Annotated in this window: 8 protein-coding genes and 6 pseudogenes; 5 read left to right on the forward strand and 9 right to left on the reverse strand. The window is 68.8% G+C overall.

Features of this window, described 5'->3' with window-relative positions:
• Positions 1 to 8: 8 nt before the first annotated feature.
• The 3 genes from ACH4FX_RS38265 (at position 9) to ACH4FX_RS38275 (ending at position 1932) form a co-directional block, all read left to right on the forward strand.
• Positions 9 to 491 carry a helix-turn-helix domain-containing protein gene (locus ACH4FX_RS38265; RefSeq protein WP_398486108.1) on the forward strand — a complete coding sequence of 161 codons (483 nt, stop codon included), beginning with the start codon at positions 9 to 11 and terminating at the stop codon, positions 489 to 491.
• Entirely contained in the window at positions 488 to 1063 is a 576-nt protein-coding gene (locus ACH4FX_RS38270; protein ID WP_398486109.1) for a transposase, read from the forward strand. Before ACH4FX_RS38265 ends, ACH4FX_RS38270 begins: the two co-directional genes overlap by 4 nt.
• An 81-nt stretch (positions 1064 to 1144) precedes the next feature.
• Positions 1145 to 1932, forward strand: a protein-coding gene (locus ACH4FX_RS38275) for an IS5 family transposase (protein WP_398486110.1) whose coding sequence is annotated in 2 segments (ribosomal slippage) — positions 1145 to 1478 and positions 1478 to 1932 — 789 coding nt in all. Because the reading frame shifts where the segments join, the coding sequence is not laid out codon by codon here.
• A gap of 60 nt (positions 1933 to 1992) precedes the next feature.
• On the opposite strand, the pseudogene ACH4FX_RS38280 reads toward ACH4FX_RS38275, so the two are convergent.
• The 7 genes and pseudogenes from ACH4FX_RS38280 to ACH4FX_RS38310 all read right to left on the reverse strand — a co-directional run bounded on the left by ACH4FX_RS38280 (position 1993) and on the right by ACH4FX_RS38310 (position 7547).
• Positions 1993 to 2905 (reverse strand): annotated as a pseudogene (locus ACH4FX_RS38280) (transposase family protein).
• 92 nt (positions 2906 to 2997) lie between these two features.
• Positions 2998 to 3558 (reverse strand): hypothetical protein, encoded by a 561-nt coding sequence (locus tag ACH4FX_RS38285; protein ID WP_398486111.1) that lies wholly within the window; start codon positions 3556 to 3558, stop codon positions 2998 to 3000.
• A 58-nt stretch (positions 3559 to 3616) separates the two neighbouring features.
• Positions 3617 to 4418 (reverse strand): annotated as a pseudogene (locus ACH4FX_RS38290) (IS5 family transposase).
• A gap of 39 nt (positions 4419 to 4457) precedes the next feature.
• Positions 4458 to 4893 (reverse strand): annotated as a pseudogene (locus tag ACH4FX_RS38295) (ISAzo13 family transposase); the annotation flags it as partial.
• Between the two features lie 109 nt (positions 4894 to 5002).
• Positions 5003 to 5599, reverse strand: a pseudogene (locus tag ACH4FX_RS38300) (transposase family protein); the annotation flags it as partial.
• Positions 5600 to 6033: 434 nt separating this feature from the next.
• Positions 6034 to 6474, reverse strand: coding sequence for a VOC family protein (locus tag ACH4FX_RS38305; RefSeq protein WP_398486112.1), 441 nt, complete (start codon positions 6472 to 6474; stop codon positions 6034 to 6036).
• A gap of 221 nt (positions 6475 to 6695) precedes the next feature.
• Positions 6696 to 7547 carry an oxidoreductase gene (locus ACH4FX_RS38310; RefSeq protein WP_398486113.1) on the reverse strand — a complete coding sequence of 284 codons (852 nt, stop codon included), beginning with the start codon at positions 7545 to 7547 and terminating at the stop codon, positions 6696 to 6698.
• A 204-nt stretch (positions 7548 to 7751) separates the two neighbouring features.
• Between ACH4FX_RS38310 and ACH4FX_RS38315 the strand changes: the two genes are divergently transcribed.
• Positions 7752 to 8624 (forward strand): helix-turn-helix transcriptional regulator, encoded by an 873-nt coding sequence (locus ACH4FX_RS38315; protein ID WP_398486114.1) that lies wholly within the window; start codon positions 7752 to 7754, stop codon positions 8622 to 8624.
• 1118 nt (positions 8625 to 9742) lie between these two features.
• Positions 9743 to 11282: pseudogene (locus ACH4FX_RS38320) on the forward strand (ISKra4 family transposase).
• Between the two features lie 79 nt (positions 11283 to 11361).
• On the opposite strand, the gene ACH4FX_RS38325 reads toward ACH4FX_RS38320, so the two are convergent.
• Positions 11362 to 11655 carry a WD40 repeat domain-containing protein gene (locus ACH4FX_RS38325; RefSeq protein ID WP_398486117.1) on the reverse strand — a complete coding sequence of 98 codons (294 nt, stop codon included), beginning with the start codon at positions 11653 to 11655 and terminating at the stop codon, positions 11362 to 11364.
• A 103-nt stretch (positions 11656 to 11758) separates the two neighbouring features.
• A pseudogene (locus ACH4FX_RS38330) lies at positions 11759 to 13663 on the reverse strand (hypothetical protein); the annotation flags it as partial.
• Positions 13664 to 13731 lie beyond the last annotated feature (68 nt).

A 13731-nucleotide genomic window follows, 5' to 3' on the forward strand; every position in this document is an offset into this window, starting at 1 on the left:
TTTCCGGAGTGTCCGTTCCACCGCTGACACGACCGCAGTTGGCCGAGGCTCGGCGTATGCGTGCGGTCGAGTTGTTCGAGCGAGGACGTCCTCAATCCGAGGTCGCACGGATGGTGGGGATGCACCCCGAGAGCGTGCGCCGGTGGAAACGCCTTTGGGAGCAAGGCGGGGCTCAGGCACTGCGGCGACGGCCGGCGACCGGCCGGCCGCCCAAGCTGGATGACACCCAAGCCGAGGCGATCCGGGCCGCGTTGGAACAGGGCGCCCAGGCGCACGGCTTCGAAGCCGACCTGTGGGCCCTGGAACGGGTCGGAATGGTCGTTGAGCGGGTGACCGGGGTGAGGCTGGCACGAGCGTCCGTGTGGCGCCTCCTGACCGGGCGGCTGGGGTGGAGTCTGCAGCGGCCCAAGCGTCAGGCCGTCGAGCGGGATGACTCGGAGATCGCCCGATGGGTCACCCAGGAGTGGCCGCGCATCAAAAAGGGGCGGTGAAGAAACGTGCATGGATCGTGTTCTTCGACGAATCGGGGGTGTCGCTGCTGCCGCAGGTGCGCCGCACCTACGCGCCCCGCGGTCGCACTCCCACGCTGCGGCACCGGCTGAACTGGAAACGCGCGGGGATGGCCGCCGCACTGGGCTACCACGCCACCGACCCCGGACGTGGTCCGCGGCTGTGCTTCCACCTCAAGCCCGGCAGCTACGACACCACCGCCCTGATCGAGGTGCTGGAACAGGTCAAAACCTTCTACACCGGTGAGCCGGTAGTCCTGGTCTGGGACGGACTGTCCGCACACTGGAGCCGGGACATGCGCGCCTGGGCAGCCGACCAGGACTGGCTCACCCTGGAACGACTGCCCGCCTATGCACCCGAGCTCAATCCGGTGGAACTGCTGTGGTCGTCCATCAAGGCCCGCGAGCTGGCCAACCTCGCCGGCGACCACCTCGCCGATGTCGCCGACGCCACCGAACGCGGCATCCATCGGGTCTGTTCCGATGAACAGTTCCCCTGGTCCTTCCTCGCCCACACGGGACTGAGAATCCATCCCCACCCACCACAGAACTAACGAAAACCTCAGTAAGGCGTCATTTCGTTTGGTGTGATCTTGCGGCTGTCTGGGGTGGTGACTGCCCCTCTTGTCGAGCGGATGGTGCCGGACAGCCTGTGGGAGCTGTTCGAGCGTGTGGTGCCGCCGGCGCCGGAACGACCGCAGGGCGGTGGCCGGCGTCGGCGCGGGGACCGTGAGGTGCTGGCCGCGATCTTCTTTGTGGCCACCTCGGGGTGCACCTGGAATCAAGCGCCGCCGGGCTTCGGTCTGTCGGGGGTGACCGCGTTCCGCCGCTTCACCGAGTGGTCCGAGGCCCGGGTGTGGGCCAAGTTGCACCGCCTGGTCCTGGACGAGCTCGGTGCCCGCGGCGAGCTGGACTGGTCGCGGTGCGCGATCGACTCCGTCAGCGTCCGCGCCCTCAAAGGGGGGAGCTGACGGGACCGAATCCGACCGACCGCGGCGAGAGCGGTTCGAAAATCCACCTCATCGTGGACAGCAACGGCCTCCCGGTCTCGATCGGGATCTCCGCGGCCAACCTCCACGACAGCCAGGCACTGATCCCACTGGTGCAGGGCATCCCGCCGATCCGCTCCCGCCGCGGACCGCGACGTCGTCGACCCGGCAAGCTCCATGGCGACAAGGGTTACGACTACCCGCACCTGCGGCGATGGTTAGCCAGCCGCGGGATACGCCATCGCCTGGCCCGCAAGGGAACCGAGTCCCCGCGACGGCTGGGCCGGCACCGTTGGGTCGTCGAGCGCACGGTGTCCTGGCTGCTGGGCTGTCGACGTCTCCACCGCCGCTACGAACGCAAGCCCGAACACTTCCTCGCTTTCACCGCCATCGCCTCAACCCTCATCTGCCATCGACGACTCCAAATGAAATGACGTCTAACGAGTTGGTGCGTGATAGCGGGTGGGACGTGCCGGGCCGCGCGGTCGCTGGTGTCAGAGGGGGATGCTGCGGTCGGATACGAGGCCGGCGATGGCGCGGTAGGTGTCGGGCAGCCGATCGCGGCGGTGGGTCCAGCGCATCAGTGGTTTCCAGCGTTTGTGGTCGGCCAGGGAATGCTCGACGGTGATGCGGTCGCTGCAGTGGCCGTGCCGGTCACGTTCCCACTGTTCGAACCGCCCTGGAAGGGCTCCGGGACGGGGCTTTCTCGGTGGTGTCACGGCCTGACCGGGATGGTCGCGGCCCAGGCCCGGGCAGCCGTCATCGAGGAGGACTTCCACCTGATCGAAGTGGTCGAAGCAGCCGGTGGCACCCGCCGCGCGAGCGGCGGTAGCGTCGTGCATCCGTCCCGGCCGCAGCGTGTCGGTCCACAGGTGCGGCCTTTGCCGTCGGCGATGACCGTGGCCTTCATCGTGTTCTGTTTCTTCTTGCCCGACACGAACGCTCGCCTGCCCCCGCGGCCGGCAGCGGGCCGGCGGACCTGCACCTCGGTGGCGTCCAGCCTGAGTTCGACACCCTCGGCCTGCGCGCAGGCGAAGACGTCCTGCAGCGTCCGAAGCCGCAGACCCGGACGCTCGGGAATCGCGCACCCCCGCTCGGCCGGCAGCCGACGGACCTCACCGACGGCGCGCGTGACAGTCGAGCGGTCGACGCCGAACAGGACACCAAGACCGCGTGTGGCACATCGTGCCGCAGATGAATCAACGTGACCACCAGCCGGTCCACGAACACCATCCGATACCGGGCACCAGCCCCCGGTGCACGCTTCCTCGACCCACCCCGTGCCCGGAACCGCCGTCCCTCAGCCGACGCCGTCCACGGCTGGGCCAGTTCCTCAACCAAACGCGCCAGATGCCCCGCCGAGACGCCCATGAACACCGGATGCGCCAGGACCGCCCGATCGACCATGCCCCTCACGACCAGAGCATGCCCACCCGCTATCACGCACCAACTCGTAAGACGATGTCTTGGTTGGTAAACGGGAAGATGTGTATGGGCCCCTACAGGTCCTGATCGGGTGCCGTGATCCTGAGGTCGACACGCATGACGTGGCGCAGTCTCCACAAGGGGTCCCATAGCTGGTCCATGCTCGCCCAGGCGGTTTCCAGGTTCTCTCCCTGCTGGGTAGTGCCTCCATCGAGTCGCATCAGCAGGCCATAGAGATCGCCAAGATGACGGTTTGCCGTGCTGGCCGCCTCCGCCACGGTGTCGGGCAGCACCATCTGGGCCTCGGCGTGACGCAGGCGGTGCTCACGGCGTGCCCGGTCCAGGTCTGATCGCAGCTCCTCGGGCACATCGCCTCGTTCCAAGGCGTGAAGGACCTTCGTCATCACGTTGGCCAGGTCGCGAGTACCCGCACTGAGCGTGGCATAGCACGTGCGCCGCGCCTCGAGCTGGGCCTGGCGCGTGGCGTACTCGCGTTCATCTTGTTGGAGTTGCCTGTTGTGTTCCAGCTCGCGGGCCCTGGCACGGTCGGCACCGCGCTGTGTGATCACGGCGGCTGCGAGCGTGCCGCCAATGCCCAGAACCGCGGTCACGATCTGACCGATTGAGCTGTTCAAGCTGCCCCCCGGCTCCGATGGGCTCGCCGGGACTGTACCCGCTGCTGGATGTTTCTCCTCAGCGGACGATGCGCCGGTAGCAGATCAGGGAGCTGGCAAGGCCGACGAAGGCCAGGAAGTGCTCGGCCTTGCGTTCATATCGGCGGTGCAGGCGGCGGCAGCTGCCCAGCCAGGACAGGGTGCGTTCAATCACCCAGCGGTGCCGTCCGAGCCTGTGGGGGTCTCCACACCGCGGCGGGCGATGCGCGGCACGCTCTGCCTGCGCCGCAGCCAGTTGCGCAGGCGGTCGGAGTCGTAGCCCTTCTCGGCGTGAAGCTGGTCCGGGCGGCGGCGCCGGGGACCGCGACGCGAGCGGATGGGAGGGATGCCGCGCATCAGCTGTATGAGGGCCTGGCTGTCGTGCACGTTGGCGGCGGAGACGCCCACCGAGATCGGCAGCCCGTTGCGGTCACAGATGACATGAATCTTCGACCCGAGCTTGCCGCGATCGGTCGGATTCGGTCCGGTCAAGGGCCCCCTTTGACCGCCCGGACGCTGATCGAGTCGATCGCGCACCGCGACCAGTCCAGGTCACCGTTCGCACCGAGCCGGTCTAGCACCACGCGGTGCAGCTTGGCCCACACCCGCGCCTTCGACCAGCCGGTGAAGCGCCGGTGCACTGTCTGCCAGGAGGCGCCGAAGATCGGCGGCAGCTGCCGCCAGGTGCAACCAGAGGTGGCGACGAAGATGATCGCGGCCAGCACCGCGCGGTCATCGCACCATCGTCGGCCTCCTCCCTGGGCGCGCATCGGCGGCTCCGGCGCCACGTGCTGGAAGATTTGCCACAGCTCGTCCGGCACCAGGCGCTCAGCTATTCCCATGCCCGGAGCAACGAGCCACAGCCAATCAAGACACCGTCTAAAGCCCTCCCCGCGCAGCAGGTCACCGACCGTATCGGCCGGACCCGGTGACCTGGCGAGTGAGTTTGGTGGCGAGGGGGCTGGTCGACTTCACCGTCCAGCGCAACGGCGACACCGGATCACCCCGCATATCGGGCTCGACCAGGGCCAGCAGCGCGGGCCGCAGGCCCATGTCCAGGTCGGCGGCCCTCATCCGGCCTCCACCTGGCCGGCGGACCCGGCCCAGCGGGGCCTCCCCAGCTTCAAGCTCGTCGACGCCTTTGCGGACAGTCGCCTCGCTGGCCTGGATCGCTCGGGCGACGGACCGGATCCCGCCATGTCCCAGGACGCGGGCCTCAGCCCCCATCGCCAACCGACGCTGCCGTTCAACCAGGTGCGGGAACAACACCGCTAACGTCGCAGCGAGTTGATTGCGCACCGACTCCGGTATGCCCATACCACACCAACGAGCGTCGGATCAGGAAGCAACACGTAGATTCTCTGCGAGCCCTAACGAGTTGGTGCGTGATAGTGCCTGGGCCGTGTTGGGCCTGCTCGGGTGGTGTTCAGGAGGTGCGGGTCCGGTCGGAGACGAGGCAGGCGATGGCTCGGTAGGTGTCGGGCAGACGGTCGCGGCGATGGGGCCAGCGCATCGGTTGTTTCCAGCGTTTGTGGTCGGTCACAGCATGTTCGACGGTGATGCGGTCGCTCGAGTGGTCGTGTCGGTCGCGTCCCCCTTGCTCGAATCTGCCGGGCAGTGCTCCTGGCCGTGGTTTTCTCGGTGGGGTAACGGCCTGGCCGGGATGGTCGCGGCCCAGCCCCAGGTAGCCGTCATCGAGCACAACCCTTGACCAGGTCGAAGTGGCGGAAACAGCCGGTGATACCGGCAGCGCGAGCTGCGCTCACATCGTGCATCCGCCCTGGCCGCAGAGCATCGGTCCACAGGGTGCGGCCTTTGCCGTCCGCGATGACGGTGGCTTTCATCGTGTTCTGCTTCTTCTTGTCTGACACGAACGCCCGCCTGTCCCCGCGGCCGGCAGCGGGCCGGCGGACCTGCACCTCGGCGCATCCAGCCGCAGTTCGACACCCTCGGCCCGGGCGTAGGCGAACACGTCCTCCAGCGTTCGAAGCCGCAGGCCAGGCCGGTCGGGAACAGCGAAGCCATGTCGGTTGTGGTCACGGCACGGCAGCGCGGGGACTCCTGGCTCCCCTCAGTTCGAGCACGTCCTGGGGAAGGTTCGCGTGCCCTACATCGGAGCCGGGCAGTTCGCCCCGCACCTGAACCGATCGCATGCGCGCCGACAAGGCGTACGCATCCCGGAAGAACCATGTCTACCTGCGTCGGCGCGGGATCCGCTGCCCCATGCCCGCCAAGGCCGAACAAGCCCGCAACCGCAGGAGCTCCGGCGCGAAAGGCGGCAGGCCGCCGAAGTTCGATCCGGAGGACTACACGGCCCGGCGCGCCGTCGGGTGCGGCACCAATCGCCTCAAGAGGCACGGCACCGCGCCGTGGCCTCGAGATACCACAAGCTCGCCGTCGGCTACGCGGCGACCGTCCTCATCGCGGCCATCAACGAGTGGCTATGACGCGAGGCTGTCAGTCGCCGAAGGCGATCAGCGCACCACGCCCGTCAAACCTTGCGGTGGCCGCCCACGCGATCTCCCAGCGGTTGCCTTCCGGGTCAGCGATATACGCAGAGCGGCCACCCCAGGGACGGTCCACCGGCTCGGCCACAGCCATGGCACCGGCCGCCACCGCAGCCTCGAAAGCGGTGTCCACCTGCTGCGGGCTTTCCACATTGCAAGCAAGCGTGATGCCCGACCAACCGGTAGGAGGCGGAGAACCATCCGCCGCCTCGGCGGCGAGCTCCTCGACGGGATGCAAAGCGAGCAGCACACCACCGAGCAGAAAGCCCGTCCAGTCGTCATCACTGGACGGGATCTGCGTCCACCCCAAACTGCAGTAGAACCGGCGCAGCCTCGGCACATCCCGGGCACCGAGCGTCACTACAGACAGACGAGAAGGCAGTTCAGACATGACCAAGACCATGCAGCTGACACACGGCACCTGACAACAGGACGGTCACATTCACTTTCGACATAAGCTCTAGCTTGAGTTTTAACCTCCGCCCGGTTATGAGGGAGCGCTGCGGCGTGAACGGCTGTGAGCAGGTCCGGCTGTGGTGGACCAAGAGCGGGCCGGCTTGGTGATGACGGCCGCCGTCGTGGCCCCTCGCTGGGGCCCGACAGCGAGTGACGTCAGGCGGACCGGCTGAGGTCGTCGAAGTCGGTGGAGGCCGACAGTTCGGCCCATGCCAGCATCTCGCGCTCGAAGGCGTCGCGGCCGGCCTGGACGAGCCGAAGCGCGTCGGTGCCGAGCAGCAGGCGTGTCGGCGGCTGGTCGGCCGCCACGATGCGCAGCACCGCGGCCGCGGCCTTGTCCGGGTCGCCCGGCTGGTGCCCGCTGCCGTGGGCGCGCCGGGTGCGCAGCGGCTCGAACAGCTCGTCGTAGTCGGCGATCACACGGGGTGCGCGGACCATCGAGCGGCCGGCCCAGTCGGTCCGGAAACTGCCCGGTTCGACGGCGGTGACATGGATGCCGAAATCGGCGACCTCCTTGCCGAGCGTTTCGAGGATGCCCTCCACTGCGAACTTGCTGCCGTGGTAGAAGCTGAGGCCCGGCATGGTGATCAGCCCGCCCATCGAGGTGACGGCGATGATGTGGCCCGAACGGCGCTCCCGCATGTGCGGCAGCACGGCCTTGATTACCGCCACGGTTCCGTAGACGTTCACCTCGAACTGCCGGCGAAGGTCATCCATCGACGACTCCTCGAAGAGGCCGTCATGGCCGTACCCGGCGTTGGCGACGAGTACGTCGACCGGGCCCAGGACGCGCTCGGTCTCGTCCACGACCGTGTCCACCGCGCCATGGTCGGTCACGTCCAGGATGCGGGCGTGCACATCGCCGGCGAGCGCCTCGAACGCCCGTGCGTCGGCGGGTGTGCGCACCGTGCCCACCACCCGGTGGCCCGCGGCCAACGCCGCGCGCGCGAGGGCGCGGCCCAGGCCGGTGCTGACGCCGGTGATCAGGAATGTCTTGGTGTCGGACACAGGAGTTCCCTTCGTGCGATGCGAACAGGGACCGGCCGGGGCGTTGGGCCCCGGTCGGTCTCGACGCGTTCCACTTCAGCACCGGAATCGGCCGCTGACCGGCTTCCGGGGAGCCCGCTTCGCCCCGGGGACAGCCGGACCGGGGGACTGTCAGGCTCCCCTTCGCGGGCCGTCGGGGCGATCTGGGGCCCTATCGTGAACGGCATGGACCGCAACACAGCTCTCGGTGATTTCCTCCGCTCCCGGCGGGCACGGATCACCCCGCGCCAGGCAGGTCTGCCCGACGACGGCGGCCCTCGGCGCGTGCCAGGACTGCGCCGCGAAGAGATCGCGCAACTGGCGGGCGTGAGCGTCGATTACTACGTACGCCTGGAACGCGGACGCCGGCTGAACGTCTCCGAGACCGTGCTGGACGCCATCTCCCGCGCGCTGCGCCTCGATCCCGTCGAGCGCACCCACCTGTTCCAGCTCGCCAAGCCCGCCGCGGGCAGCCCCCGCCGCACGGCGACGCGTCCGCAGCCGGTCCGCCCGGGACTGCGCGACCTGCTCCGGACCCTCGAGCACACCCCCGCCCTGGTGCTGGGAAGACGGCTGGACGTACTTGCCTCCAACCAGATGGCACGTGCGCTGCTCACCGACTTCGACGCGCTGCCGCACCGCGAGCGGAACCTGGTGCGGTTCATGTTCTGTGACGAGACCGCCCGCTCGCTGTATACCCACTGGGACACCCACGCCCAGGACATTGTCGCCTCGCTCCGGCGCGACGCCGGACGCCATCCCCACGATCCGCTGCTGGCCGAACTCGTCGGCGAACTCTCGATCGCGGACGAGGACTTCCGCCGCTGGTGGGCCGACCAGAACGTGTATCGGCACACGCATGGCAGCAAACACTTCCATCACCCGAGCGTCGGCCCGCTCACCCTCCATTACGAGTCCCTCACCCTGCCCGCCGACCCGGACCAGCGGTTGAGTGTCTACACCGCCGAGGCAGGCTCCAGCTCCGAAGAGGCGCTTCGGCTCCTGGCCGCGTGGATACGGCAGCCCGAGACCTCGCACGAGCAGTACACAGATCATTAGACGCCCGCCGCCCGCGAAGAGCGGTCGGCCATCGTGACTGGGGCCCACGAGCCGGGATGAGCGACATGAAACACCGTCAGGCCTTGCGCCCCACCGCCGGTGTCCCGAAACCCTCGTCGAGGAGGGTGAACCGGTCGCCGAGGCCCACAGGCGCAAGGCGACGGGTCCGGTGATCTGGGCGGCGGGCAGGGTGTGGTGTAGGGCGAAGGTGACGGTGCCGCCGGGGGCCTCGATCGTGGTGGTGGCGTCTGTGGCGGAACGGGGTGCGGGAGAGGGGGTGGGTGGTGGCGTTGAGGGGGAAGTCGGTCCACTGGGTGCCGGTCAGCGGCCAGCTGGTGTCGTCGTGCCAGCGGATGCCGTCGGGGTGGTGGGCGGCCACCCGTACCGGGGGCTGGTGCTGCCAGCCGGTGTCTTCGTCTTGGGGTGCGGATCCTCTCGAGGGATGGCTGAGCTGGGAAGGCGCTGATTGGTGTGTGGTGGCGCCGTCGCACTTCTACCGTGGCGGGGCGGAGGTGGGGCGCCATGGTGTCTTTGCCGGAAGAGCTTCAGGCGCGGGAGGCCGCGGCTCGACAGAGGGTGGAAGAACTTCAGGGTGAGGCTGCGGAGATGGCTGCCCGGCTGGAGAAGGCGAGGGAGGATCTTTCGCGGTTGGAGATCGCGCGGGAGACCGTCGAGCAGGTGCTGGCGGAGCTGTCGGCCGCGGAGGCGGAACCGGACGTTGCGGCGGAGGATGCACCGGAAGCGGGCAAGACGTCGGCACTTCACGGCAGCGGGGTGACGATAGTGCCGCCGTGGCGGGAGGGCCTGGTGGGGACGGTGCTGCCGGATGTGTACCGGGACATTGTGGAGATCATTGCCGATGCGCCGGGACTGGTGCAGGCCAAGCAGATCGTGCCGCGGATCGGTCTGCCGACGACGGCCGGGAAGATCGAGGGGACCAGGAGCAAGCTGAAGCGGCTGGTGGAATGGGGGGACTGGAGGACAACACGCCGGGACGGTTCACCCTCGCCCAGCGAGGCCCGGGGCGGGGCCGGGCCAACTCCCAGTGACCAAGGGGCTCTTCCTCGTAGATTCGAAGGTGCCACCCGAAACGAACCATTCCCGAGGAAGAGCCCTCGATGGAACCGTACGACGCCTTACCCCAGCCTGATCCGTACCCCGTCTCCCGTCTTGTCTTCGAACGCCTCATCTCGACGCTGGCCGGCAGCCCGGCGGTACGCATGTCCCATGACGAACTGAAAGGGCAACTCGAACAGCTCGGACCTGAACTGCTGCGGCAGCTGATGCAGGACCACCTCGATCGGCGTGCCGGCAAGGAGGAGACGGCGGTGGCAGCCGACGCAGGACGACGCGTGGTACTCGGTCCGGAAGGACAGCCGCGGACCTGGCGGAAGAGGAACCACAGTCGCCTGCTGACCTGCGTGTTCGGGCCGGTGCGGGTGACCCGGATCGCCTACCGCGGCGGAGGTGTGCCCAACGTGCATCCAGCCGGTGAGCACCTGTCGCTGCCCGTCGGCCGCCACTCGCGCGGTCTGGCCCGGCTCGCGGTCCTGGAAGCGGTCCGCGGCTCGTTCGACCAGGCCGCCGCCGCGATCGAGCGACGATGCGGGAAAGTGCTGGGCAAACGCTGTCTCAAGGAGTTGGTTCTGGCCGCCGCCGTCGATGTCGTCGCCTGCTATGCGGCGAAGGTCCCCACCCCGTGCACCCGCGAGATGCCGCTGGTCATCCAGGTCGACGGCAAGGGCGTGGTGATGCGTCCCGAGGCCCTGCGCGAAGCCACCCGCCGGGCCGCGGCCAAGACCGCGGCGGCCGGGCGGCGCGGACGCCTGGCCCCAGGGGAGAAACCCAACCGCAAGAGGATGGCGACGGTGGCCTGCGTCTTCGACACCACTCCCGCACCACGCCGGCCGCACGACATCGTGCACCCGCCCGGCGGACGCAGCGAGCTACGACCGCCGAGGCCGGGCCCGAAAGCGCAGCGGAAATAGTGCACCGCCTCAGTGATCCATCCGCCCCAGCAGGTAGTCGCCGACGCCTTCGCCCAGACCGAAGCCCGCGACCCGCAGCATCTGCGCGACTGGATCGTGCTCGTCGACGGCGCCCACCACCAACTCGGCCTGATCCATGCCGAAGCCGCCCGCCGCGGCATCTGTCCGAACGTCCTGCTCGACTTCGTGCACGTCGCCGAGTACTGCTGGACGGCCGCGCACGCCTTCCACCCAGCAGGCAGCCGCGAGGCCGAGACCTGGGCCGCGGACAAACTCACCGCGATCCTTGCCGGACACGCCGATCGCGCGGCTACCGAGAAGGCCGCCCAGGCCGCAGCCGAACAGCTTCCCGCCGCCCGCCGCGAGGCCGTCACCACCTGCCACCGCTACCTCACCGGCCACCTCGACCAACTCCGCTACGACACCGCCCTCAAGAAAGGCTGGCCCATCACCACCGGCGCCGTCGAAGGCGCCTGCCGACACCTGTTCGCCGACCGCCTCGACATCACCGGCGCCCGCTGGGGGCTCGACGGCGCCGAAGCCGTCCTCCAGCTCCGAACATTGATCACGAACGGCGACTTCGAGGACTACTGGATCTTCCATACGGCCCGCGAACATCAACGCCTCTACCCCAGCCCTTGATCAGCAGGACTACAGCCTCGCTGCTTGATCCCGACCATCACTTCAGAGGATCCACACCCAAAGGACGATTAGGCAACCGGCTGCCGGGCCAGAGGCTACGGATAAGCTCAGGGGCATAGGTCCTGCACCGGCTGGTGCGGCAGGAGCGTGGACCAGTGATGGAGCCTGCTGAGGCGGCACACGCGAGTCGCGACGTATTCGACGTCGGTGCTCCAGAGGCGGGCGGTGCCGAGAGTTGTGATGGTCGTCAGCGCACGTCCGGTGGGGGAAAAGTGGATGCTGCTGTCGGCCTCGGCGCCGGTGAGGGCGGCGCGCAGGCGGCGGGTGCGGGTGTCCCACAGTCGGATGGTGCCGTCGGAGGCCGTGGTGGCAAGGGTGGAGTTGTCGGGGCTGAAGGCCATCGCGCGCGTTAGGCCGTCGTTGATGCTGAGCGTGGCCGTGACGCGGCGGGTGGCAACATCCCATGCTTGCCGTGGCAAGTGTGCGGCCGTCCGGAGCGAAGGCCACGGCGTTGACGGCGCCGGTGTCTCCGGCCAGCATGGCGGAGGGTTTGCGGGTGGAGATGTCCCACAGGCGGGTGGTGCGGCCCATGTCAGCGCTGGCCAGGATGCGGCCGTCCGGCGAGTAGGCCAGTCGCATCACTCCGTCGGCGTGCCCAGTCAGAACGGCACGTTCCCGGTGAGCACGCACGTTCCACAGATGGACCGTGCGATCGCTGGCAGCGCTGGCCAGTTCCTGGCCGTCGGGAGAAAACGCGACGTCTTCGACCGTGTTCGTGTGGCCGGTCAGGGTCGCCAGAAGGCGGCGGGAGCGGGTGTCCCACAGTTTGACGCTGCGGTCGATGCTGGCCGTGGCCAGGGTGCGGCCGTCCGGGGAGAAGGCCGCGCTGCTCACCGGGAGGCTGTGGCCGGTGAACTGGTTGGCGTAGAAGCGGGCGTAGGCGCTGAGCAGCCCACCTCGCGCTTCTGCCGTGGGGGCCTGACGGTATCCGTTCAAGGCGAGGAGCATGGCGGCTTCGGGGCGTGAACCGCTCAGCCGAAGCGCTCGGTCGGCGAGTTGGCGCGAGGAGGCCAGGTGCTGTTGAGCATCCGCCATCGACGACTTGCGTACGGCCACCGTCGTCGCGGCCACCGCGAGGGCCAGCAGCATGCTGACGGTTGCCGTGAACTGACGGCTGCGGCGGGTGCGCCGCTGGGCGGCGCGGACGGACTGGTGCAGGAGGTCCCTTTCCAGCGCGGACGATTCTGCCTGTTGTGCGGGGGATTGGAAGGCGTCCTGGGCTTCTGCGAGCGCCCCGCCGCGCAGCAGTGCCCCGCTGTCACGACGGCGTTCGTGCCAGTTGTGGCTGGCGTCGGTCAAGCGCCGGTGGCGACGTAGGCGCTCGCGGTTGTCCTCGATCCATTGGTGCAGCCGGGGCCATGCGGTGATCAGCGCTTCGTGCGCGAGGTCGACGGTGTTGTCATCCATGGTGACAAGCCGGGCGCGAGCCAGTTGCTGCAGCACGGCGTCCGGGTCCGCTTCCGGGGCGGGGGGATCGCCCGGGTCCGCGCAATGGGCAGTGGCGAGCTCGGCCCGGTCGATGGGACGGCGGGTGTCCGGGGTGCCCTCTCCCGGGGTGATCAGCCGCAACAGTATGTGCCAGGCAGCCTCGGCCTGGGGCGGGGTGAGCCGGGAATAGAAGGCCTCCGCGGTCTGGGCAATGGCACCGTGGATGCCGCCGGCAGCCTCGTAACCCTCCAGCGTCAAGGCGCGACCGCGGCGCCTGCGCCAGGTCTCCAGCAACGTGTGCGACAAGAGCGGCAGAGCCCCCGGCTCCTCGCCTGTCTCCTTCAGGAGCCGGGCCGTCAAAGCACGTTCCACTATCAGTCCTGCGGCGGCCGCGGGTTTGACGATCACCTCCCGCAGTTCGTCCGCCGTCATCGAGCCGACCGGCAGGCTTGCCGTTGCGAGGGCTTCCACCAGGCCCTTGTGCTCGAGGCAGCGAGCATAGAAGTCGGCCCGGACTCCCAGCACCACCCGCAGCCGGCTGTCGGCGTTCCGGGCCGAAAGCAGCAGGTCGACAAATTCCCGCCGCGCTGCCGGGTCACTACAGAGCGTAAAGATCTCCTCGAATTGGTCCACCACCAGCCACGTGTCTCCCGCTGCAGGGGCCGGAGTGAACAGCTTGCGGTGATCGTGCACCGGCCGGGGGCCTGGTGTCAGGATGCGGATCGCCGCCGGACGCAGAGCCGGCTCCTGAGCGCTCTGTAACCGGGGGATGAGCCCGGCACGCAAAAGGGAAGACTTTCCACTGCCCGAAGGGCCGAGCACCACAACACACCGACACGTGCGGACCAGGGACATGAGCTTGTCGGTGAGACGAGTCCGGCCGAAGAACCGGGCATGGTCGCCGGGCTCGAACCGGGCCAGGCCGCGGTAGGGCGGATCCGCCGCCTCCTCGTCCGGGTCACGGGGCCGGCTGGCCGCTTCATCGCGCA

It is taken from the genome of Streptomyces sp. NPDC018019, assembly GCF_044327805.1.
In the GTDB taxonomy this organism is placed as follows: Bacteria; Actinomycetota; Actinomycetes; order Streptomycetales; family Streptomycetaceae; genus Streptomyces.